The following is a 20,735-nucleotide window of genomic DNA, read 5'->3' on the forward strand; positions in this document are numbered from 1 at the left end:
CTAGCTAGGGTGCGAGATAGCGCAGCAATTCCTTGTCGTTTCGGACGTCGTCCGCCGCGCCCTGCAGGGCGACCCTGCCACGATCCAGCACATAGGCGTAATCCGCGACGCGAAGCGCGAGATCGAGGTGCTGCTCGACGATCACGACCGCGATTTCCTTGGCGAGCGCAATCAGCCGTTCGGTGATCTCATCGATCACGCCGACCCAGACGCCTTCGGTCGGCTCATCGAGCAGCAGCAGTTTCGGGTCGCCCAGGATCGCCCGCCCGATCGCCAGCATTTTTCGCTCGCCGCCCGACAACGTGCCCGCCGGCTGGTCGAGGCGTTGCGCCAGTTTCGGGAAGATCGCGAGCACCCGGTCGATCGCCGCCGCATCGTGATTGTACAACGCGCCGACGGCAAGGTTGTCGCGCACCGACAGGCGGGCGAACACCGAATGCTCCTGCGGCACGTAGCCGATTCCCATCCGCACCCGTTCTTCGGTCTGACGGCGGCTGATATCCCGGCCGTCGAATTTCATGTCTCCCTTGGTCAACGCCAGTTCGCCGACGATCGCCTTCACGAGTGTGGTCTTGCCGGCGCCGTTGCGGCCCAGCACGGCGACGCCGCCCCGCCAGGGAATGCTGACATTGACGTCGAACAGCACCTGGCTGCGGCCGTAGCCGGCATCGACGTGACTAATTTCGAGGAACTGTTGATCAGGCACGGCGCAAATAGATCTCCTGGACGCTCTTGCTGGCCTGGATTTCCGGCACAGTTCCGGATTCCAGCACCCGGCCCTGATCGAGGACCGTCAACCGGTCGCAGATATCCCGGATGAAATCGAGATCGTGTTCGACGATGACCAGCGAGCAATGCGCCTTGATCGGCTGCAGCAATTCGCCGGTAACCCGCCGCTCCTCGAGGCTCATGCCGCCGGTCGGCTCGTCCAGCAGCAACAGCCGCGGCTTGCAGGCAAGCGCCATCGCGATTTCGAGCCATTGCTGCTGACCATGCGACAATGTCGCCGCGGCGTCCTGCGCGCGCTCGGCCAGGCGAAACTGGTTCAACATCGCCATGACCTGATCGTGCAGCGCATCGCGGCTTCGCGACAGCAGGAGGTCGATCAGGGATGACTGCCCCTGCAGGGCCAACAGGATGTTGTCGTAGAGCGTCAATGTCGGCAGAACGCTGGTGATCTGGAATTTCAGGCTCATGCCGGCGCGGGCGCGTTCCGAAGGCGACAGGGCCGTGATGTCCTGGTCCGCAAAGCGGACGCTGCCTTCGGTCGGCTGCTCGGCGCCGGCCACGCACTTCATCAGCGTGCTCTTGCCCGACCCGTTCGGACCGATCAGGCCGTGGAACTCGTTCTCGTTGACGGTCAGCGCCGCCCCATCGAGCGCGGTCAGCTTGCCGAAAACCTTGACGATGCCTTTGGCTTCAAGGAGCGGCATGCGTGCTTTCCTTCGGCGCCCGGCCGAAACTGCCGACGCGCTCCCGCTCGCCGAGCACGAAACTGATCAGGCCAAGCGGACGAAACAGGATCACCAGCAGCAGCAACACGCCGAGAAGGATCGGCCAGATGTCGCGGTAATTGTCCGAGAGCCAGAAGCTGACGCCCTCGATGATGATGGCGCCGATCACCGCGCCGATCAGCGTGCCGGATCCGCCGAACAGGCCGTAAAGCACCACCTGCGTCGAGAACACGACGCCCAGCATGTTGGGCCACACGAATCCTTCGTGGAAGGCGTAAAGGCTGCCGGCGAGGCCCGCGATGGTTCCACCGACGGTGAAAACGATCGCCTTAAGATGCTCCACCTTGTAGCCGAAGAACGCGATGCGCTGTTCGTTCTCGCGCAGGCCCGCCAGCGCAAGGCCGAACTGGGAGCGCACCAGAAAACGGCAGAGCAGATAGACCACCACCAGGATCCCGAGGGCGAGGTAGTAGTAGACCGGTCCTTCGGTGATTTCGTAACTGCCGATCGTCATCGACGGGATCGATGGGATGCCGTTCTGCCCGCCGAGGTAATACCAGCCCCTCGCCAGACGATCGGCCGCGTAGGATCCGGTCAATGTCCCGAGCGAGACGAAGATCACGCTGGCCGGGTGCCTCCCAAGCAGCAGAAAGCCGCCCAGCAGCAGCGAAAAAACCAGGCCGATCAGCATCCCGGCGGGAAGCACGACCATGATCGACGTGATGTTGAGGTCCCGCCCGAGCAGCGCAACGCCGTAGCCGGCGGATCCGAAGAACAGCGCCTGGCCGAAGCTCATGATGCCGGCGTAACCCCACACCAGATCGAACGACAACGCGAACAGCGCGAGGATCGCCACGCGGGTGGCGAACACCGTCAGGTAGTCCTGCAGGACGAAGGGCAAGATCACCGTGACGGCCAGTGTCAGAATTTCCACGATCGGGAGCAGCTTCCGTCGCGCTGTTTTTTGCCCTGCCGGAGCAAGTCCGACGAGTCCGCTTTCAGCCATCAGTTTGTCTGGTCCTCTGTCCGCCCCAGGGCGGAGCGGCCCTTCAGGCCGCTCGCGCCCAACTCTCAGCATTCCTTCGGGTCGACGAGGCCTTCGCTGCGCCCGACGATCTCGTAGTTTCCGCCCTTGGCGACCGCCGTGTACATTTTCATCTTGCAATGGCGTTTGCCCGGAACCATTTCGGCGGGCCCGCCCGGACCTTCCGCGATCTTGGCATGGTCGAGCGCGGCGGCGACGGCGTCACGCTCGACCGAGCCCGCTTCCTTGACCGCGGACGCCCAGAGCTTGAGGCCGCGATAGGTGCCGGTCGCGGCACTGCCGGCCGCGAACAGGAAGTTGCCGGGATAGTCCTTGTCATAGGCGGCCTGGATCTTGGCGCTGACCGGATCGTCCTTGGTCAGCGTCTTGAAGTAGTCGAGGCAGCTCGCAAGGCCTTCGATTTCGTTGGCCTGGTTGATGTTGAGCGTATTCTCGTCGTAGTAGACGCAGGCCAGACGGCCGCCGCCCTTGAGAAATCCGGCCTCGTAAAGCTGCTTGAAGAAGGGACCGACGCCCGGCGGGATCACCGTGTTGAACACGACATCGACCTTGTTCGAGATGATGCGGCTGACCGTGGAACTGAAGTCGACCTGGTCGAGCGGATAGTACTCCTCGAACACGACCTCGCCGCCGCTGGCCTCGATCACCTTGCGGGCGTAGACGTTGAGCGTGTGTGGCCAGACATAATTGGCGCTCGGCAGCGCGAATTTCTTGCCGCCGTTCTTGATCAGCCACGGAATGAATTCATCGCATTGCTGCGCGGGCGTGGGTCCGGTGCAGAACAGATAGGGCGTGCACTCCTTGCCCTCGTAGAGCTGCGGATAGATGTAGAGCGTCTTGCCGCGCGCGACGATCGGATCCTTGATCGCGTTGCGCATAGAGCTCGTGATACCGCCCAGCACCATGTCGACCTTGTCGCGCTGGATCAGCTTGCGGACATTGCCGACTGCCACCGATTCATTGGAGGCGGTATCCTCGATGAAGAGTTCGAGCGGCCGGCCCAGCAGGCCGCCGGAATCGTTGAGCTCCTTGATCACCATCTTGGCGACATTGGCGTCGGCGTTGCCGGCGTAGCCGATCGGGCCGGTCAGGTCGGTTGCGATCCCGACCTTGATCGGACCTTCGGCCGCATTGGCCCATTCCGGCCGGAGCACCCAGCTCCCCGCTCCGGTCGCGATGGCGCCGGATGCGAACGCGAAGCCGCCGAGGAAACGCCGCCGATTGAGATTGCCTTGATCGTTGCGCATGGAACTAGACCCCTTTGCCAGACATGAGACCTTGCGGCCGGAATTTGATGAAGACGATGGCGAGCACGAAAACCAGGATGTCCGCGGCGACCGGCGCCATGACCCAGGGAAGCGCGGCACTCAGCGTTCCGATCACGGCCGCGCCGGCGACGGGGCCGATGAACGACCCGACCCCGCCGACCATGACCGCGACGAAACCCTGGATCAGGAAGCGGATACCGAGATCGGCGAACAGGCTGAACACCGGTACCAGCAGGGCACCGGCTAGTCCCGCCAGCGCCGCGCCGAAAGCGAAGGTCGTGCCGTACATGGAAGCGGTGGAAATGCCCGACGCCCGCGCCAGCGCCGGATTCTCCAGCGTGGCCCGGATCCGCAGGCCAAAGCTGGTGCGCGACAGCAATAAATAGCAGCCGACCATGACCAGGAGCGTGATGACGATGATGACAAAGCGCCACGCCGAGACGTGAACGCTGCCGAAGCCGATCGATCCGCCGACCGGTTCCGGCACCGACAGATAAAGCCCGCCGATCAGCCCGCGCACGCTCTCGCGAATGATCAGGCCGAGCGCGTAGGTCCCGAGCATGGCCACGATAGGCGCGGCGTAGAACCGCCTGATGATGAGCGCCTCGAGGATGAAGCCGAGCGCACCGACCAGAAACGGCGCGGCGACCATTCCGGTCCAGACCGGAACCCCGTGGCTGTAGGCCAGATAGGTGATATAGGCGCCGAGAAGAACGAACTCGCCCTGCGCGAAGTTGAAGATCCCCATCATACTGGCGATGATGCCGAGTCCCAGCACGACCAGAACGATGATCGCGCCGAAACTCAGGATCTCGAAAGCCGCGACCAGAGCGTTAGCCATGTCCCGCGATCCCGCCAGGCTGCAAGAGCAACTGCCTCACATCTTTTTCCAGTCGCCGGATTGTTCAAAGGCGTGGGCGGCCCGGTAGATCGTCAATTCATCGAAGTGACGGCCGACCAGCATCAATCCTACCGGAAGGCCGTCGACCATGCCACACGGCAATGACATCGCCGGGTGATGGCTGATGTCGAAGGGCGTCGTGTTGCTGATCATCTCCAGCGCCCGGCTGACGTAATCCTCGCGGCTCGCATCGGGCGCCGGCAGCGGCGTCGCCTTCATCGGTGTGGTCGGCAGCAGCAACAGATCGTAGCTCTCCAGGGCCTTGTCGTAGGCCGCCGTGAGCCGGCGCGAGATGTTGACGGCCTTGCCGTAGAAGCGCGGACCGAAGGAGTTGTTGATGTAGGTGCCGAGCATCAGGAACAGCTTGGTGGTTTCGGACAGCGAATCGGCCTGCCCGCGCCAGCCGCGGTGGAAATCCATCAGCGAGGTCGAATAGAGGTCGGACCGGCTCAATCCATAGCCGTCGCCGTACATCATGGTTTGCGTCATGCCTTCGGTGCCGATCGGCGTCCATATCGCCGGCCCGAGGTTATGCATCGGGATCGAGACGTCTTCGACCGTGGCGCCGAGGCTCTTCAATCGCTTCGCCGCCTCGCGCACGCTTTCATTCACCGCGCCCTCCGCGCCCGGCTGCTCAAAGCCTTCCTTCAGCATGCCGATCTTCAAGCCCTTGACGCCGCCGCCGAGCGCCTTGGTGTATTGCTCGACCTTTGGCGCCTTGATGCGCGGATCGTAGCCGTCGTCGCCGGCGAGCACTTCGAGCAGCAGTGCGTTGTCGGCGACGCTCGCGGTCATCGGCCCGGTATGATCGACGAAGACCTCGATCGGCATGACGCCGGTATAGGGCACGAGCCCCCAGGTCGGCTTCATGCCGTAGGTGCCGCAGAACGACGACGGCATGCGGATCGAGCCGCCCTGGTCGCCGCCGATCGCCATGTCGACTTCGCCGAGTGCGACCACCACGCCGCTGCCGGACGACGATCCGCCGGCCGAATATCCCATCTTGTGCGGGTTATGGACCGGCCCCACCGCTCCCGTGTGGCTGCCGCCGGACATGCAGAAGGATTCGCAATGCACCTTGCCGGCGATCTCGGCACCGGCGTCGAGCATGCGCGTGACGATGGTGGCATCGAAATCGGGGACGTAACCTTCCAACGTCGACGAGCCGTTCATCATCGGCACGCCCGCCAGCATGATGTTGTCCTTCAGCGCAACGGTCTTGCCCTTGAGTTTGCCGCTCGCCGCGCCCTGGACGGTTGATTTGCGGTACCAGGCGTTGCGCGGATTGTCTTCCGGCGCCGGCCGGTAGCCCGGCGTCCGCGGATACTTCACCACCGGCACTTCGTCCGGCATCGCGGCGACGAGATTGTAGGCATCGACCGAGCCTTGCATCAGGCCGCGGAACGAGACGACGTCTTCGTCCGTGAGCGACAGACCACATTGCGCGGCGACCGCGCGAAGTTGCATTGGGGTGGGAAGGACGACTGACAACATGCTCTCCTGAAACGTGACCGCTGGCGCGAAGCCGCGCGCGTTCGTCTCCGCGGCCAACCTCGCGGAGGTATTACAGACGGAAATATTTTCCTTTTCAAGGATTATTTTGAAGCACGGCACCGGCCGGTCCGATTTCGGCGCTTAGAACGTCTGGAGCAGCTTGAAATCGAGTCCGTCGGCCTCGGCGAGATACATCGGCATCTCGGCCCCGCCGTTGCGAATGGTCACTGAACCTCGTGCGCCCGCGTAGACCATGTTGCGGGCCGCCGAGAGCAGCGGGCGCATTGTCAGCGATCCCGCGCGCTCGGCCGCCGCCTCCAGGAAACGCAGCCCTTCATAATTGGATTGACCGACCGATCCGATCGGCGGCGCGTTGATCCCGAACATGGCGCGATAGCGGCTCCGGAAATCATCGTTGGCCCGCGAGCCGACGCAGTTGAAATATCCCGATGCGCAAAACAGGTTCTCGGTATTGTCGGCGCCGATGCCGAGCAGAACGGTCTCGTCCATGGCGCCGGCCAGCCGGAGCGTGGTTGCGGCAAGGCCGCATTCGCCGAACGCCCGGTTGAAGGTGATGCTGTCGGTCCCGATCAGGGAAATCAGCACGACATCGGGCTTCACCGCGCGGATACGCCCGAGATGGGCTTCGTGATTGTCCTCGCCGAGCGGCACGAACTCCTCGCCGACGACGACGCCGCCGGTGTCGGCGATGTATTTCTTGACGGAGCGGTGCGAGTGCCACGGCCAGACGTAGTCGCTGCCGATCAGATACCAGCGCGACGCCTTCTTGACGTCGGCGAGCCAGTTGATCGCGGGCCGGCTCTGCGCGCGCGGCGTCTCGCCGATCGCCATCACACCCGGCGTGCGTTCGCCGCCCTCGTAAACCGGCGTGTAGATGTAGGGGACGCGGTTGCGGGTGACTTTTCGCAGCGCGACCCGGACGGCGCTGATATGCGAACCCATCAGCACGTCGACTTCGTCGTATGCGATGGCTTCAGCCGCGCGCTGCGTGACCTGCTCGATCGGACCGCCCGCATCGTACATCGAAAGCTCGATCTCGCGTCCGAGAATGCCGCCGCGCTTGTTGATCTCGGACACCGCCAGCAGGACGCTGTTGGTGGAAGCCGGCCCCCAGATCCCCGGCGAGCCCGAAAAGGTCAGGAAATTGCCGACCCGCAACTTGTTTTGCGCGCCGCCGCGCTTGGAGCCGGTATCGATCGGACACAGGGAAGGATTGGTCGCTGTCGCCGACAGGCTCCTGAACAGCACGTGCGGCGGAATGGTGTGTCCGCCATGACCCCCTACGTCCGCTGCTGAGAGCACACCAACTCCTTCTCTCGCGCCATTCCAGCATGCAACGCTTCGCTGCGTCGTCGCCGGTGTCCACCCCATGCGACAAATATCCTATTTGAAAATATTGAATATTCAACAATTGAAGTGCATATAGATCGTGCAGAAATTGCCGGACATTCGCTCAATAGGGTCGAACAAAGTCGTCAGCCGTGGCCAAACCGCCCAGTCAAAACTCCCCCATCACCGAACATCTCGCCTACCTGCTCGCCCAGGCCAACCGGGAAATCAACCGGCAGCTTGAATCGCGGCTGAGCCAGGAGGGTGTTCCGGTCGAGCAATGGCGCATCCTGAAAGTTCTTTCGGACGGCAACGGCCATTCGATGGGTGAGCTCGCCGATGCGGTGCTGCTGAACCACCCCACGCTGACCAAGATGATCGACCGGATGATTTCAGATGCCCTGGTGTATCGCGTGCAGGATCCCGATGACCGGCGCAAGGTGCTGATGTTCAGCTCCGACCGCGGCAGGATCCTGTGCAAGCGGCTGAACTCGCTGGCGATGAGTCAGGAGGCGCATATCGTGGAGAATTACGGCGACAAGTCCACCAGCGAACTCAAGCGCCTGCTCGAGAGCCTGATCGACAGTTCGAGCTGATTGAAGAAGCCGGCTCGCCGCGCCGACGAACCCAAGCACCTGACGAACGTCGTGGCCATCAACGCTGCGCGACCGCGCAGCGCTACTTCACGCGTACCTGCCGTGGCAGTGCTTGTACTTCTTGCCCGAGCCGCAGGGGCAGTCCTCGTTGCGGCCGACCTTGCCCCAGCTCGCCGGGTTCTTGGGATCGCGGCCAGCGGCGGCCGCGGGCACCAGCGACGCGCCGGCAAACGCCAGCTCGTCTTCGCCGGTGTTCGGATCGAACTTGTGGGCTTCCATCGCCGGCAATGCCGGCCGCTGTTCCTCCGGCGGCACGATCTCGACGCGCATCAATTGCGCCGTCACCGCCTCGCGCAGATGCGCGATCATCGCCTCGAACAGGCTGAAGGCTTCCGACTTGTATTCCTGCAGCGGATCGCGCTGGCCGTAGCCGCGCAGGCCGATCACCTGGCGCAGATGGTCGAGCATCACCAGATGCTCGCGCCAGAGGTGATCAAGCGTCTGTAACAGGATGGTCTTCTCGACGTAGCGCATCACGTCGGGACCCCACTGCGCCACCTTGGCCGCCATGTGCTCGTCGACCTTCTGCTCGACGCGCGACAGCAGTTCCTCGTCGGCGATGCCCTCTACCTTGGCCCATTCGTCGACCGGCAGGTCGATGTCGAGCACGCGCTTCAATTCTTCCTTCAGGCCGGCGACGTCCCATTGCTCGGCATAGGCGTGTTCAGGCACGTGCTTGGTGACGACGTCCTCGACGAAGGCGTGGCGCATGTCGGCGACCGTCTCGGCGACGCTTTCGTCCTTCATCAGGTCGATGCGCTGGTCGAAGATCACCTTGCGCTGGTCGTTCTGGACGTTGTCGAACTTCAGCAAATTCTTGCGGATGTCGAAGTTGCGGGCCTCGACCTTCTGCTGCGCCTTTTCCAGCGCCTTGTTGATCCAGGGATGGATGATGGCTTCGCCCTCCTTGAGGCCGAGCCGCGTCAGCATGGTATCGAGCCGGTCGGAGCCGAAGATCCGCATCAGATCGTCTTCCAGCGACAGGAAGAATTTCGAACGCCCGGGGTCGCCCTGCCGGCCGGAGCGGCCGCGCAGCTGGTTGTCGATGCGGCGGGATTCGTGGCGTTCGGAGCCCATGATGTAGAGCCCGCCCGGCTTGGTCACGGTCTTGACGGGCTTGGAACCCTTGGCGGGCTCGATCTCGACGACCTCTTCGGCCTTCAGCACGATGTCGCGGAAACGTTCGACGTCGGCCTTGATGCGCTCGATCTTGGCGGCCTTCTCGGCTTCGTCGGTAATTCCGGCAGTCTCGTGCAGGATCCGCATTTCCAGCGAACCGCCGAGCTTGATGTCGGTACCGCGGCCGGCCATGTTGGTCGCGATCGTGATCGCGCCAGGCACGCCGGCCTCGGCCACGATATAGGCTTCCTGCTCGTGGAAGCGCGCGTTCAGGACCGCGAACAGCTTTGCCGGCTTGCCGGCGCGGGCAGCCGCATACAGCTTCTCCATCGCGTTTTCATTGCCGAAATCAATCTGCTTGTATCCGTGGCTCTTGAGGTAATCGGCCAGCACCTCGGATTTCTCGATCGAGGCGGTGCCGACCAGCACCGGCTGCAGCCGCGCATTGGCGCGCTCGACTTCGGCGAGGATGGCGGCGTATTTCTCGGTCTGGGTGCGATAGACCTCGTCGTCTTCGTCGAGGCGCGCCACCGGCACGTTGGTCGGGATTTCCACGACCTCGAGCTTGTAGATGTCGAATAGTTCGTCGGCTTCGGTCAGCGCCGTGCCGGTCATGCCGGCGAGCTTCTCGTACATCCGGAAATAGTTCTGGAAGGTGATCGAGGCCAGGGTCTGGTTTTCCGGCTGGACCTGGACGTGTTCCTTGGCTTCCAGCGCCTGGTGCAGGCCTTCGGAATAGCGCCGGCCCTGCATCATGCGGCCGGTGAACTCGTCGATGATCACGACCTCGTCGTCGCGGACGATGTAATCCTTGTCGCGCGTGAACAGCGTGTGCGCGCGCAGCGCCTGGTTGACGTGGTGCACGACCGAGACGTTCTCGACGTCGTAGAGCGACTCGCCCTTGAGTTGGCCGGCGTCGCGCAACAGGTTCTCGAGCTTTTCCATGCCCGCTTCGGTCAGCGTCACCGTGCGCTGCTTCTCGTCGACGTCGTAGTCGGACTTGTCGAGCTGGGGGAAGAAGGTGTCGATGGTGTTGTAGAAATCCGAGCGGTCGTCGAGCGGACCGGAGATGATCAGCGGCGTGCGCGCCTCGTCGATCAGGATCGAGTCGACTTCGTCGACGATGGCGTAGAAATGCCCGCGCTGGACCATGTCCTCCAGCCGGTACTTCATGTTATCGCGCAGATAGTCGAAGCCGTATTCGTTGTTGGTGCCGTAGGTGATGTCGCACGCGTAAGCTTCCTTGCGCTCGGCATCGTCCAGCCCATGCACGATGACGCCGACGGTGAGGCCGAGGAAGTTGTAGATCTGGCCCATCCATTCGGAGTCGCGGCGGGCGAGGTAATCGTTGACGGTGACGACGTGGACGCCCTTGCCGGCCAGCGCGTTGAGATAGACCGCGAGGGTTGCCACCAGCGTCTTGCCTTCGCCGGTCTTCATCTCGGCGATGTCGCCCTCATGCAGCACCATGCCGCCGATCAGCTGGACGTCGAAATGGCGCTGGCCGAGGGTGCGCTTGGCCGCCTCGCGCACGGTGGCGAAGGCCGGAACCAGGATGTCGTCGAGCGTCTTGCCGTCGGCGAGCTGCTGGCGGAATTCGGCGGTGCGCGCCTTCAGCGCGTCGTCCGAAAGCGCCGAAATCTCGGGCTCCAGCGCGTTGATGGCGTCGACGCGGGACTGGTATCCCTTGACCCGCCGGTCATTGGCGGAGCCGAAAAACTTGCGGGCGAGCGCGCCGATCATGCCAAATTCCTGTTTTCGCGGTTCGGCAAAGCTGCCATGACGTTTTCCACCCGTTTGCCTATCAACTCATCGTGACGCATTGCAGCGCTGGCCCCGGTCCGGGTGCATCCGCCAGATGAGTGGGAATTCAGCAATCCCAGGTTCAACGGCCAAAAACGCAAGCGAAATAAGCGTGATCGCCATTGACTTGGGTCCGGCAGAGATATGGCCGGGTCAGAGGGTTGTCAACGGCGCGAAGCCGTCAAGGAATTCATCATTTTGACAGACTTTTCGCGTTGCCAAGGCTTGGCGATTGGGCGACTGTCCCGCCGCCCCAAACAAGCCCAATAAGGATTTTCCATGACCACTTCGTTCCCGGCAACGAAAACCGGCGTACGCCTCGGCCTCGCCTCAGCCGCCCTGACGGGCGCTCTTGCCATGGCCCTGCTAGCGGGCCTCCCTGCACGGGCCGACGACGCCAATCCGGTACTCGCAAAGGTTAACGGTTCGGAGATCCGCCAGAGCGACGTGACGCTCGCCGAGGAGGAACTCGGGCCGAGCCTCGCCCAGATGGATCCCTCCACCAAGAAGGACAACGTCCTGTCGTTCCTGATCGACATGAAAATCGTCGCCAAGGCCGCCGAGGACAAGAAGATCGAAAACAACGAGGACTTCAAGAAGCGGCTGGCCTTTACGCGAAACCGGCTCCTGATGGACAGCCTGCTGGCGAGCGAAGGCAAGGCGGCGACCACCGACGATGCCATGAAGAAGGTCTATGAGGACGCCTCCAAGCAGATCTCGGGCGAGCAGGAAGTCCACGCCCGCCACATCCTGGTCGAGACCGAGGATGAGGCCAAGGCGGTCGAGGACGAGCTCAAGAAGGGCGCCGATTTCGCCGAACTCGCCAAGAAGAAGTCCAAGGATCCCGGCGCATCCGACGGCGGCGATCTCGGCTTCTTCACCAAGGACCAGATGGTGCCGGAATTCTCCGCCGTCGCCTTCTCGCTGGAGCCGGGCAAGATCTCCGATCCCGTGAAGTCGCAGTTCGGCTGGCACGTCATCAAGGTCGAGGAAAAGCGCAACCGCAAGGCGCCTGATTTTGACCAGGTCAAGGGCCAGATCGAGACCTATGTGACGCGCAAGGCGCAGGCCGACTACGTGGCGAAGCTGCGCGAGGGCGCCAAGGTCGAGCGCATGGACCAGGCCGCCGCCGATCCGGCGAAGGCCGACGCCAAGCCGGACCCGGCCAAGCCCGCCGACTCCAAGATGGCGCCGGCGAAGAAGTAAAAATTCGCTGTCACTTCTTCGAAGCAAATAGTAATTACCAACGTCATGGCCGGGCCAAAGTGCGAAGCGCGTCTTCGCACTAGATGTCCCGGCCATCTACGTCTTGAAGCCTCGTTCGGAGAGACAGGACGTGGATGGCCGGGAAGAGTGCGGCCATGACGATCTATTTCAGCTTGTCGTTTTTCGGAATTTATCCATGTCCTCAGCCGTCTCCCCGCTCGCCCCGACCGATGTCCCCGAGATGCCCGCGATTGCCGGCGTCAAGCTTGCCACGGCCGCCGCGGGTATCCGCTACCAGGGCCGCACCGACGTGCTGCTGGCGGTGCTGGACAAGGGGACGGCGGTCGCCGGCGTCTTCACCCAATCGAAATGCCCGTCGGCACCGGTCGAGTGGTGCCGCGCCAAGCTCGCCAAGGGGCAAGCCCGCGCGCTGGTGGTCAATTCCGGTAACGCCAATGCCTTCACCGGCAAGACCGGGCGGCAGGCGACAACGCTGACGGCCAGCATTGCCGCCAAGGCGCTCGGCTGCAGCCCCCATGAGGTGTTTCTCGCCTCCACCGGCGTGATCGGCGAGCCGCTCGACGCCACCAAGTTCAACGGCGTGCTGGGCACGCTGGCGGAGCAGGCCATCCCGGGTGAATGGATGAACGCGGCGAAGGCGATCATGACCACCGACACCTTTCCGAAGGTCGCGACTGCGACCGTGAAGCTCGGCAAGGCCAGCGTCACGATCAGCGGCATGGCCAAGGGCGCCGGCATGATCGCGCCCGACATGGCGACCATGCTGGCCTTCGTGTTCACCGACGCGCCGATCTCGGCCGGCGCGCTGCAATCGCTCCTGAAAAGCGGGGTCGAAGACACGTTCAACGCCGTCACCATCGACGGCGACACCTCGACCTCGGATACGCTGCTCGCCTTCGCCACCGGCGCCGCGGCGGCCGACGGCGCGCCGAAAATCAGCCGCGCCAGCGACCCCCGCCTGAAGGCATTTACAAAGGCCTTCCGCGCCGTGCTCGCCGATCTGTCCGAGCAGGTGGCGCGCGACGGCGAAGGCGCGCGCAAGCTGGTCGAGATCATCGTCGAGGGCGCGGTGTCCAAAACCTCCGCGCGCAGGATCGCGATGTCGGTAGCGAATTCGCCGCTGGTGAAAACCGCGATCGCCGGCGAGGACGCCAATTGGGGCCGCGTGGTGATGGCGGTCGGCAAGGCCGGCGAGCCCGCCAACCGCGACAAGCTCTCGATCTCGTTCAACGGCATCCGCGTCGCCAAGAGCGGAGCGCGCGACCCGTCCTATGACGAGACGCAGGTTTCGGAGGCGATGAAGAATCCGAAGATCCAGATCAGGATCGCGCTCGGCCTCGGCAAGGGCCGCGACCGCGTGCTCACCTGTGACCTCACCAAGGAATATGTCGCGATCAACGGCGACTACCGGTCATGAACCAACCTTCCGCAGCGCATGGCTGATTTCAAGCTCACTCTCGTGGTCGCCTGCGCGCTGATCGACGCCGACAAGCGCGTGCTGATCGCGCAGCGGCCGGCAGGCAAGGCGCTCGCGGGCCTGTGGGAATTTCCCGGCGGCAAGATCGAGCCCGGCGAGCGGCCGGAGGCGACGCTGATCCGCGAACTGCACGAGGAAATCGGCATCACCGTGAAGGAAGCCTGCCTCGCGCCGCTGACTTTTGCGAGCCACGCCTATGACGATTTCCATCTCCTGATGCCACTCTACATCTGCCGGCGCTGGGAGGGTGAAGCGATCGCGCGCGAGGGGCAGAAACTCGCCTGGGTCCGCGCCAACAAATTGCGCGATTACCCGATGCCGCCGGCCGACATTCCGCTGCTCCCGCATCTGATCGATCTGTTGATGTGAGGCTGCGTGCTGACTCTTTGATCCGTCATGGCCGGGCATGACGAGGGCCTAGGTCTTCTTTATCCCCTTCACCGCCTCCGCCAGGCTCGCTTTCGCCGATCCCGGCTTCAGTGGCTTCTGCTGGCTCTCGTGCGGCGCCCAGCCCGACAGCCAGATCACGTCAAAAGTGGCGCGGATGCGGCCGTCGGAATCGGCAAAGCGCGCGCCATAGATCTGCGCCATCCGCACCAGCGTGGAACGGCGGGTCGGATTTCGCCGCCGCTCGACCAGAACATTGGTCGCGCCCATGCGCCTGAGATCGGCCATCAGCGCGAACGCGCTGGCATAGCGCACCACGATGCGGTCGACGTCGGTGACCGGCAGCGCGAATTTCGCACGCTGCAGCAGGCTTCCGACATCGCGCAGATCGACGAACGGCGCGATGCGCGGCGACACCCCGCCTTCGAGTTCGGCTTCGGCCGCGGCGAAGGATTGCCGCAGTTCGGTCAGCGTATCGCCGCCGATCATGGCGGCCAGCAGGAACCCGTCGGGCTTGAGCGCGCGGCGGATCTGCGCCAGCACGCCCGGCAGGTCGTTGACGAATTGAAAGGCGAGCGCGGACACGGCGAGGTCGAGCTGTTCCGGCTGCAACGCCAACGGCTCGGTTTCGATGTCCGGCAGATCGATCCGCGCCAGTTGACGGAAGCGCCCGGCCAGCGCGTTGCGGAGTTGATCGCCGGGGGTGCCGATATCGGCCGCGCTGTTGAATTCCCGCAACACCGCTTGCAGTCGTTCCGCCAAGTCCTCGGCAACCCGATCGAGCAGGAACGTCGCCGCTCCGCCACGCCGGGCGCGATCCTGCCGGACCCGCAGTAAAGGGCGGTCGAACAGGATCGGCGCGGCATTCGGGGTGGGGGCCATGCCGGTTGGTACGCCGATCTCCCCGGGGCGACAATCCGGCCCCGTTAGAATCCTAATAGACTCTAAAAAGATACTTTTCAGTACCTCAGTTAAAGGCTAGCTTTTTGGCATGGCCACAGAAAAAGCCGAAACCGACCGCGTTCCGATCACCCTGGCACTCTCGACCATTGGCTATCTCGAAAAGCTGGTGAGACAGGGCACCCACGGTACCAGCGTTCCCGGCGTTGCAAGGACCCTGATCGAGGAAGGCATCCGCCTCGCCATCAAGGACGGGCTGTTGTCTATCCGCGACAACGGCCGCGATAACGGCAAGAGCCCGTAGCGCGAGCCTTCGGGGACGGTTTGGACGACGGCAAGGCCAGCAGGATTTGAAGTAACGGCTCGTAACTTGGGACCATCAACATGCCCGCCAAGGAACCCACCTGGACTGAGGAACGCCTCGAACTCCTGAAGAGCCGTTTTGCCGAAGGGCTGACTTGCCGCGAAATCGCCGACGACATCGGGGTCAGCCGCAACGCCGTCATCGGCAAACTCTCGCGCCTCAATCTGACCCGAGAAAGAGGCGGCGAGGCGCCACGTCCGGCGCGGAAGGATGCCCCGAAGGGACGCCGCCGCGGCTCGGTGCCGAGGCTGCAATACCGGATACTCCAGGCGGTGTACGCCGAGCCGCTGCACCCGGCCGATGACGAGCCGATCGCCAACGGACACTGCTGCTCATTGCTAGAGCTGAGCGAGGAGCGATGCCGCTGGCCGATCTCGACCCCCGGCGCCGAGGATTTCTGCTTTTGCGGCAACACCCCGGTCGAAGGCCTGCCCTACTGCCCGGGCCACTCCCGGCTCGCCTACCGGCCGGGCTCACGCCAGCGCGTCGCGCGGGGGTGAGCCGAATTCGATGACAGGTCCGGCAATGCAGCACGCTTGAGCGCGGCCCAAAGCGGCGCTAGCCTCTCGCCCATGGACGCCGAGGCATCACCGACCCGTTCCGTCTCCGTCCATTTGCGCGGCGCGCTTTCCGCCTGCCGCGGCGCCTGGCGGCATGCCGCGCGGATCGCGCTCGACATCGCGCTGCCGACGCTGTGCGTCGCCTGCCGCGAGCCGGTCGACGGCGAGGGCGTCTGCGCGGAATGCTGGGCGAAACTGTCGTTCATCGCAAAGCCCTACTGCCCGCGCCTCGGCATTCCCTTCGTCTACGATCCCGGCCCCGAATTATTGTCGATGGAAGCGATCGCCAATCCGCCGGCCTATCAACGCGCCCGCGCCGCGGTCCGCTATGACGACGTCGCCCGCACGCTGGTGCATGCGCTGAAATACCAGGACCGAACTGATCTCGCCCCCGCGATGGGCCGCTGGATGGCGCGGGCCGGCCGCGAGCTGCTAGACGAGGCCGACGCGCTGGTTCCGGTGCCGCTGCACTGGCAGCGGGCGTGGGGCCGCCGTTATAACCAGTCCGGTGCATTGGCGCGGGTCATCGCGCGGCAGAGCGGCGTGAAGTTTGCCTCTGAAGCGCTCCGGCGGGTGCGGCCGACCGAGCAGCAGATCGGCCTGTCCCGATCGCAGCGCGCCAGCAACGTGCAGGGCGCGTTCAAGGTCGCCGACAACAGAAGATCCGAGATCCAGGGTCGCCGCGTGGTGCTGGTCGACGATGTGCTGACCACGGGCGCCACGGTCGACGCCTGCGCGCGGGCGCTTTTGCGCGCCAGAGCAGCGTCAGTCGACGTGCTGGTGTTCGCCCGGGTTGTGGAGAGCCATAAAACCCCCATATAATCGGCAACATTCCATCCCCAAGCCGAGCGCGACATGACCGCTGCCATCGAAATCTACACCCGCCCGGGCTGCGGCTATTGCAGCGCCGCCAAGTCGCTGCTGACTCGCAAAAAAGCCGCGTTCACCGAGCACGATGTCGCAAACGATCCGACGCTTCGTAAGCAAATGTGGGACCGCGCCGGCGCCGGTGCGACCTTTCCGCAGATTTTCATCGGCGAGTCCCATGTCGGCGGGTGCGACGAGCTCTATGCACTGGACCGCGAGGGAAAGCTGGATTCGATGCTGGCGGGCAAAAAGGCCACCTCATGAGCGCTGACAACTCCTTCACGGCCGCCATGGTGCAGATGCGCACCGGTCTGTTGCCCGAGACGAGCCTCGAGCAGGGCATCAAGCTGGTTCGGCAGGCCGCCTCCGAGGGTGCCGACTATGTGCTCACCCCCGAGGTGAGCAACATGATGCAGGAGAACCGCAAGGCGCTGTTCGAACATCTCGCCAGCGAAGAAGACGATCCCTCGCTGAAGGCCTATCGCGCGCTCGCCGCGGAATTGAAGATCCATCTCCATATCGGTTCGCTGGCGCTGCGCGCCTCGCCGGAGCGGGCCGTCAACCGCTCGTTCCTGATCGGGCCGGACGGCCTCGTAATCGCAAGCTACGACAAGATCCATATGTTCGACATCGACCTGCCGGACGGCGAGAGCTATCGCGAATCCGCCAATTACCAGCCGGGCGAGACTGCCGTGATCTCCGATTTGCCGTGGGGCCGCATCGGGCTGACGATCTGCTATGATTTGCGCTTCCCGGCGCTGTATCGCGCGCTCGCCGAAAGCGGCGCGTCGTTCCTCACTGTGCCCGCCGCCTTCACCAAAAAGACCGGCGAAGCGCATTGGCATACGCTGTTGCGCGCACGAGCCATCGAGAATGGCTGCTTCGTTTTCGCCGCCGCCCAGGGCGGCAGGCACGAGAACAAGCGCGAGACCTATGGTCATTCGCTGATCATCGCGCCCTGGGGCGAAGTGCTGGCCGAGGGCGGCACCGAGCCCGGCGTGTTCATGGCCAGGATCGATCCCGCGCGGGTCGACGCGGCGCGGAAAAGCGTGCCGTCGTTGCAGCACGGTCGACGCTTCAGCGTCGCCGACCCCAAGGCCGGCCCCGAGCATCTGCACCTGGTGCGGGGATCGGCATGATCCACTACAACCTGCGCTGCGAAAAGGGCCATGCGTTCGAAAGCTGGTTCCAAAGCTCGGCCGCCTACGAAACCCAGGAAAAGCGCAAGCTGGTGAACTGTCCCGTTTGTGGTTCGGCCAAGGTCGAGCGCGCCATCATGGCCCCGCAGATCGTCAGCAAGAAGGGTCGCCAGAGCGCGGAAGCCGCGCCTGCTCCAGCCACGACGAGCACGGAGGTCACAGCGCCGGCGGCGTCGACGCCGCTGTTGATGGCGCAAGAGCGCGAGCTGCGCGCCAAGCTCAAGGAATTGCGCGAGCATATCGTGAAGAACGCCGACAATGTCGGCGAGCGCTTTCCCAATGAAGCGCGCAAGATGCATTACGGCGATATTGAGCACCGTCCGATCTACGGCGAGGCTTCGCCGGAGGAAGCGCGCGCGTTGATCGATGAAGGCGTCGAGGTGACGCCGCTACCGGTGCTGCCGGACGACCGCAACTGAGGCGCAACGTCCCATGAGCCCGGAAACGCTGTCGTCCTGGCAATTCTGGGCCGTCCTCTCCGCCGTGTTCGCGGCCCTGACCGCGATCTTCGCCAAGATCGGCGTCGAGGACATCAACTCTGATCTCGCGACCCTGATTCGCACCGTCATCGTGCTGATCACCCTCGCGCTGATCCTGTTTGCGACCGGCAAGCTCAGCCACCCCGGACCGGTCTCGGCAAAGACCCTGATCTTCCTGCTGCTGTCGGGCCTCGGCACCGGCGCGTCGTGGCTGTGTTATTTCCGCGCCCTGAAACTCGGGCCGGCGACTTTGGTGGCGCCGATCGACAAATTGAGCGTGGTGCTGGTGGCGCTGTTCGGCGTGGTGTTTCTGGGCGAGCGGCCCTCGCTCAACGGCTGGCTCGGCATCGTGCTGATCGCCGCTGGCGCGGTGCTGATCGCGTTCAAGCGTTAAACCGCTACCAATAACGCGACGCCCACGACGATCAGCGCAATCCCGGAGAGCTCCCGCGCCGACAGCGGTTGCTTGAACGAGTAATACGCCACGCCTTGCGCGAACAGCACTTCCACCAGCGCCAGCGTACGCACGTTCGCGGCCGCGGTCAGCGCGAACGCCAGGAACCAGAACTGCGAGGCGAACGCGCCCATGAAACCTGCGAGGACAGAGGGCTTCCAAAGCCCCAGGATCTTCACGAGCACGCTGGGCGCGCGCGCCAATAGATAGATCGTCAGCACCAGGGTCTGCACGAACAGTCCGAACACCAGCGTGTAGGACGCCGCGGTGACGAACGACACGCCGGGCACCACGATGACCGCACCGCGAAAGCCGACCGCCGACAGCGCAAACGCCGCGGCGGCACCGAGGCCGAGCAGAGTCGGTTTCAAGTCGGTAAAGCCCTTCTCGGCGCCCGGACGCAGCGCGGCAAGGACCACGCCGGCGGTCGCAATCAGGATTGCAACCACCTTCAGCACCGTCAGGTGATCGCCGAGGAAAACAAAACCGAAAATCGCGGTCTGGATCGCCTCGGTCTTGAGGTACGCCGTGGTGACCACGAAGGAACGGTCGTTCATGGCGAGCAGCATCATGCCGGTTCCGACGATCTGGCAGAGCGCCCCGAGCATGAGCCATGGCCAGAATGCCGCCGTCGGCCACGGCACATGGTCTCCAGTCGCCGCGATCACCACGGCAAAGAACACAATCGAGAACGGAAAGCCGAACAGGAAGCGAATATTGGTGGCGCCCCAGGTGCCGAGCGGCCCCGTCAACTGCCGCTGCATCGCATTGCGCGCGACCTGCCCGAGCGCAGCAATGATGGTGAAGGGAACCCAGAGCGTGGCGATGCCGAGCATGAGCGGGGGATTTGGCTGATGGGCGGGAAGTGCAGCTACGGTGCCGGGCGCGGCGCGCGCGGTCAACCGGAGGCGCGTCATGACAGGATTGCGGCCAACTCCGTCTCTCCGCCAGCGGGACGAAGTGAAAAACTACGCCCCCTCGGCCACCACCATGTAGTTCACGTCCATGTCGGAGGACAGGCTCCAGCGGTCGGCGAAGGGGCTATAGACCACGCCGGTCTGCTCGGTGATGGTGAGCTTGTTTGGCCCGAGATAATGCGCGAGTTCGTCGGGGGTGACGAACTTGTCCCACTGGTGGGTGCCGCGCGGCAGCCAGCGCAGCACATATTCGGCGCCGACGATGGCGAGCGCAAAGCTCTTCCAGTTGCGGTTCAGGGTCGAGATCACCATCATGCCGCCGGGCTTGAGCATCGCCGTACAGCGGTTGAGGAACAAGCCGACGTCGCTGACATGCTCGACCACTTCCATCGCCAGCACGATGTCGAAGCGCTCGCGCACGTCCATCTGTTCCACGGTGGTGCAGCGATAGTCGATCGACAAATGCCCCTTGTCGGCGTGCAGCTTTGCCGCCGCGATGTTGGTGGCGGACGGATCGACGCCGATCACCTGCGCGCCGAGCCGGGTGAACGGCTCGCACAACAGCCCGGCGCCGCAGCCGATATCGAGGATGCGCAAGGACGACAGGCAGTTCAGGCTTTTGACGTTACGCTCGAACTTCCGGCAGGCGGCGTCGCGAATATAGGTCAGCCGCAGCGGATTGATCTTGTGCAGCGGGGCCATCTTGCCCTTGGGGTCCCACCATTCCTCCGACAGCCTCGAGAATTTCGCGATCTCCGCCGGATCGACCGTGCTTCCGGATACGCCTGACAAATTTGACTGCATCGCCATGGAC

22 protein-coding genes are annotated in these 20,735 nt (G+C 64.0%); 11 read left to right on the forward strand and 11 right to left on the reverse strand.

Annotation, left to right across the window (positions count from 1 at the left end; translation table 11 throughout):
- Positions 1–4: 4 nt before the first annotated feature.
- The 7 genes from B5525_RS07925 to B5525_RS07955 all read right to left on the reverse strand — a co-directional run bounded on the left by B5525_RS07925 (position 5) and on the right by B5525_RS07955 (position 7,485).
- On the reverse strand, positions 5–706 hold the full coding sequence (locus B5525_RS07925; RefSeq protein ID WP_079565503.1) for an ABC transporter ATP-binding protein: 702 nt from the start codon (positions 704–706) through the stop codon (positions 5–7).
- Positions 699–1,433 carry an ABC transporter ATP-binding protein gene (locus tag B5525_RS07930; RefSeq protein ID WP_079565504.1) on the reverse strand — a complete coding sequence of 245 codons (735 nt, stop codon included), beginning with the start codon at positions 1,431–1,433 and terminating at the stop codon, positions 699–701. Before B5525_RS07930 ends, B5525_RS07925 begins: the two co-directional genes overlap by 8 nt.
- Positions 1,420–2,460, reverse strand: coding sequence for a branched-chain amino acid ABC transporter permease (locus B5525_RS07935; protein WP_079565505.1), 1,041 nt, complete (start codon positions 2,458–2,460; stop codon positions 1,420–1,422). Before B5525_RS07935 ends, B5525_RS07930 begins: the two co-directional genes overlap by 14 nt.
- A gap of 65 nt (positions 2,461–2,525) precedes the next feature.
- Complete coding sequence (locus tag B5525_RS07940) at positions 2,526–3,746, reverse strand: substrate-binding protein (protein WP_079565506.1); 1,221 nt, start codon at positions 3,744–3,746, stop codon at positions 2,526–2,528.
- A 4-nt stretch (positions 3,747–3,750) separates the two neighbouring features.
- Positions 3,751–4,608 (reverse strand): branched-chain amino acid ABC transporter permease, encoded by an 858-nt coding sequence (locus B5525_RS07945; protein WP_079565507.1) that lies wholly within the window; start codon positions 4,606–4,608, stop codon positions 3,751–3,753.
- A gap of 36 nt (positions 4,609–4,644) precedes the next feature.
- The gene (locus tag B5525_RS07950) at positions 4,645–6,159 is read right to left on the reverse strand and encodes an amidase (RefSeq protein ID WP_079573079.1); all 1,515 of its coding nucleotides are present in this window, start codon (positions 6,157–6,159) and stop codon (positions 4,645–4,647) included.
- Between the two features lie 144 nt (positions 6,160–6,303).
- A complete protein-coding gene (locus B5525_RS07955) occupies positions 6,304–7,485 on the reverse strand; it encodes a substrate-binding domain-containing protein (RefSeq protein ID WP_425305258.1) in 1,182 nt (393 codons plus the stop codon).
- 179 nt (positions 7,486–7,664) lie between these two features.
- Between B5525_RS07955 and B5525_RS07960 the strand changes: the two genes are divergently transcribed.
- Entirely contained in the window at positions 7,665–8,108 is a 444-nt protein-coding gene (locus B5525_RS07960; RefSeq protein ID WP_079565509.1) for a MarR family winged helix-turn-helix transcriptional regulator, read from the forward strand.
- Positions 8,109–8,195: 87 nt separating this feature from the next.
- Here the strand turns inward: B5525_RS07960 and secA are convergent, their stop codons facing one another.
- The gene (gene secA, locus B5525_RS07965) at positions 8,196–11,030 is read right to left on the reverse strand and encodes a preprotein translocase subunit SecA (RefSeq protein ID WP_079565510.1); all 2,835 of its coding nucleotides are present in this window, start codon (positions 11,028–11,030) and stop codon (positions 8,196–8,198) included.
- Positions 11,031–11,369: 339 nt separating this feature from the next.
- Between secA and B5525_RS07970 the strand changes: the two genes are divergently transcribed.
- The 3 genes from B5525_RS07970 to mutT all read left to right on the forward strand — a co-directional run bounded on the left by B5525_RS07970 (position 11,370) and on the right by mutT (position 14,163).
- The gene (locus B5525_RS07970; protein ID WP_079565511.1) at positions 11,370–12,296 is read left to right on the forward strand and encodes a peptidylprolyl isomerase; all 927 of its coding nucleotides are present in this window, start codon (positions 11,370–11,372) and stop codon (positions 12,294–12,296) included.
- Between the two features lie 196 nt (positions 12,297–12,492).
- Positions 12,493–13,734, forward strand: coding sequence for a bifunctional glutamate N-acetyltransferase/amino-acid acetyltransferase ArgJ (gene argJ / locus B5525_RS07975; protein ID WP_079565512.1), 1,242 nt, complete (start codon positions 12,493–12,495; stop codon positions 13,732–13,734).
- Between the two features lie 18 nt (positions 13,735–13,752).
- Entirely contained in the window at positions 13,753–14,163 is a 411-nt protein-coding gene (gene mutT / locus B5525_RS07980) for an 8-oxo-dGTP diphosphatase MutT (RefSeq protein ID WP_079565513.1), read from the forward strand.
- Positions 14,164–14,211: 48 nt separating this feature from the next.
- Here mutT and B5525_RS07985 read toward each other — a convergent pair whose 3' ends face one another.
- On the reverse strand, positions 14,212–15,063 hold the full coding sequence (locus B5525_RS07985; protein WP_079565514.1) for a class I SAM-dependent methyltransferase: 852 nt from the start codon (positions 15,061–15,063) through the stop codon (positions 14,212–14,214).
- Between the two features lie 109 nt (positions 15,064–15,172).
- Here B5525_RS07985 and B5525_RS07990 point away from each other — a divergent pair, with 109 nt between their 5' ends.
- The 7 genes from B5525_RS07990 to B5525_RS08020 all read left to right on the forward strand — a co-directional run bounded on the left by B5525_RS07990 (position 15,173) and on the right by B5525_RS08020 (position 18,944).
- Positions 15,173–15,385: a hypothetical protein gene (locus B5525_RS07990; RefSeq protein ID WP_079565515.1), complete on the forward strand. Its 213-nt coding sequence runs from the start codon at positions 15,173–15,175 to the stop codon at positions 15,383–15,385.
- Positions 15,386–15,465: 80 nt separating this feature from the next.
- Positions 15,466–15,945 (forward strand): GcrA family cell cycle regulator, encoded by a 480-nt coding sequence (locus tag B5525_RS07995; protein ID WP_079565516.1) that lies wholly within the window; start codon positions 15,466–15,468, stop codon positions 15,943–15,945.
- A 72-nt stretch (positions 15,946–16,017) separates the two neighbouring features.
- Complete coding sequence (locus tag B5525_RS08000; protein WP_079565517.1) at positions 16,018–16,827, forward strand: ComF family protein; 810 nt, start codon at positions 16,018–16,020, stop codon at positions 16,825–16,827.
- Between the two features lie 33 nt (positions 16,828–16,860).
- Positions 16,861–17,136, forward strand: a complete 276-nt coding sequence (gene grxC / locus B5525_RS08005) for a glutaredoxin 3 (protein ID WP_079565518.1) — start codon at positions 16,861–16,863, stop codon at positions 17,134–17,136.
- Positions 17,133–18,011 (forward strand): carbon-nitrogen hydrolase family protein, encoded by an 879-nt coding sequence (locus tag B5525_RS08010; RefSeq protein ID WP_079565519.1) that lies wholly within the window; start codon positions 17,133–17,135, stop codon positions 18,009–18,011. The genes grxC and B5525_RS08010 overlap by 4 nt, the downstream gene beginning before the upstream one ends.
- Complete coding sequence (locus B5525_RS08015; RefSeq protein WP_079565520.1) at positions 18,008–18,490, forward strand: DUF1178 family protein; 483 nt, start codon at positions 18,008–18,010, stop codon at positions 18,488–18,490. The genes B5525_RS08010 and B5525_RS08015 overlap by 4 nt, the downstream gene beginning before the upstream one ends.
- A gap of 13 nt (positions 18,491–18,503) precedes the next feature.
- Positions 18,504–18,944, forward strand: a complete 441-nt coding sequence (locus B5525_RS08020; protein ID WP_079565521.1) for an EamA family transporter — start codon at positions 18,504–18,506, stop codon at positions 18,942–18,944.
- Here the strand turns inward: B5525_RS08020 and B5525_RS08025 are convergent.
- Both B5525_RS08025 and ubiG read right to left on the reverse strand, forming a co-directional pair.
- Complete coding sequence (locus B5525_RS08025; RefSeq protein WP_079573081.1) at positions 18,941–19,840, reverse strand: EamA family transporter; 900 nt, start codon at positions 19,838–19,840, stop codon at positions 18,941–18,943. The genes B5525_RS08020 and B5525_RS08025 overlap by 4 nt on opposite strands.
- Before the next feature lie 132 nt (positions 19,841–19,972).
- Positions 19,973–20,731 carry a bifunctional 2-polyprenyl-6-hydroxyphenol methylase/3-demethylubiquinol 3-O-methyltransferase UbiG gene (gene ubiG, locus B5525_RS08030; protein ID WP_079565522.1) on the reverse strand — a complete coding sequence of 253 codons (759 nt, stop codon included), beginning with the start codon at positions 20,729–20,731 and terminating at the stop codon, positions 19,973–19,975.
- Positions 20,732–20,735 lie beyond the last annotated feature (4 nt).

Origin of the sequence: Bradyrhizobium erythrophlei (assembly GCF_900129505.1) — a bacterium.
Taxonomy (GTDB): Bacteria; Pseudomonadota; Alphaproteobacteria; order Rhizobiales; family Xanthobacteraceae; genus Bradyrhizobium; species Bradyrhizobium erythrophlei_D.

What these genes read in the sequence shown, in the direction of transcription:
- B5525_RS07930 (WP_079565504.1), bottom strand. Translation starts at nt 1,433, where the DNA reads ATGCCGCTCCTTGAAGCCAAAGGCATCGTCAAGGTTTTCGGCAAGCTG.
- B5525_RS07935 (WP_079565505.1), bottom strand. Translation starts at nt 2,460, where the DNA reads ATGGCTGAAAGCGGACTCGTCGGACTTGCTCCGGCAGGGCAAAAAACA.
- B5525_RS07940 (WP_079565506.1), bottom strand. Translation starts at nt 3,746, where the DNA reads ATGCGCAACGATCAAGGCAATCTCAATCGGCGGCGTTTCCTCGGCGGC.
- B5525_RS07945 (WP_079565507.1), bottom strand. Translation starts at nt 4,608, where the DNA reads ATGGCTAACGCTCTGGTCGCGGCTTTCGAGATCCTGAGTTTCGGCGCG.
- secA (WP_079565510.1), bottom strand. Translation starts at nt 11,030, where the DNA reads ATGATCGGCGCGCTCGCCCGCAAGTTTTTCGGCTCCGCCAATGACCGG.
- B5525_RS07970 (WP_079565511.1), top strand. Translation starts at nt 11,370, where the DNA reads ATGACCACTTCGTTCCCGGCAACGAAAACCGGCGTACGCCTCGGCCTC.
- argJ (WP_079565512.1), top strand. Translation starts at nt 12,493, where the DNA reads ATGTCCTCAGCCGTCTCCCCGCTCGCCCCGACCGATGTCCCCGAGATG.
- mutT (WP_079565513.1), top strand. Translation starts at nt 13,753, where the DNA reads ATGGCTGATTTCAAGCTCACTCTCGTGGTCGCCTGCGCGCTGATCGAC.
- B5525_RS07985 (WP_079565514.1), bottom strand. Translation starts at nt 15,063, where the DNA reads ATGGCCCCCACCCCGAATGCCGCGCCGATCCTGTTCGACCGCCCTTTA.
- B5525_RS07990 (WP_079565515.1), top strand. Translation starts at nt 15,173, where the DNA reads ATGGCCACAGAAAAAGCCGAAACCGACCGCGTTCCGATCACCCTGGCA.
- B5525_RS07995 (WP_079565516.1), top strand. Translation starts at nt 15,466, where the DNA reads ATGCCCGCCAAGGAACCCACCTGGACTGAGGAACGCCTCGAACTCCTG.
- B5525_RS08000 (WP_079565517.1), top strand. Translation starts at nt 16,018, where the DNA reads ATGGACGCCGAGGCATCACCGACCCGTTCCGTCTCCGTCCATTTGCGC.
- grxC (WP_079565518.1), top strand. Translation starts at nt 16,861, where the DNA reads ATGACCGCTGCCATCGAAATCTACACCCGCCCGGGCTGCGGCTATTGC.
- B5525_RS08010 (WP_079565519.1), top strand. Translation starts at nt 17,133, where the DNA reads ATGAGCGCTGACAACTCCTTCACGGCCGCCATGGTGCAGATGCGCACC.
- B5525_RS08015 (WP_079565520.1), top strand. Translation starts at nt 18,008, where the DNA reads ATGATCCACTACAACCTGCGCTGCGAAAAGGGCCATGCGTTCGAAAGC.
- B5525_RS08020 (WP_079565521.1), top strand. Translation starts at nt 18,504, where the DNA reads ATGAGCCCGGAAACGCTGTCGTCCTGGCAATTCTGGGCCGTCCTCTCC.
- B5525_RS08025 (WP_079573081.1), bottom strand. Translation starts at nt 19,840, where the DNA reads ATGCTCGGCATCGCCACGCTCTGGGTTCCCTTCACCATCATTGCTGCG.
- ubiG (WP_079565522.1), bottom strand. Translation starts at nt 20,731, where the DNA reads ATGGCGATGCAGTCAAATTTGTCAGGCGTATCCGGAAGCACGGTCGAT.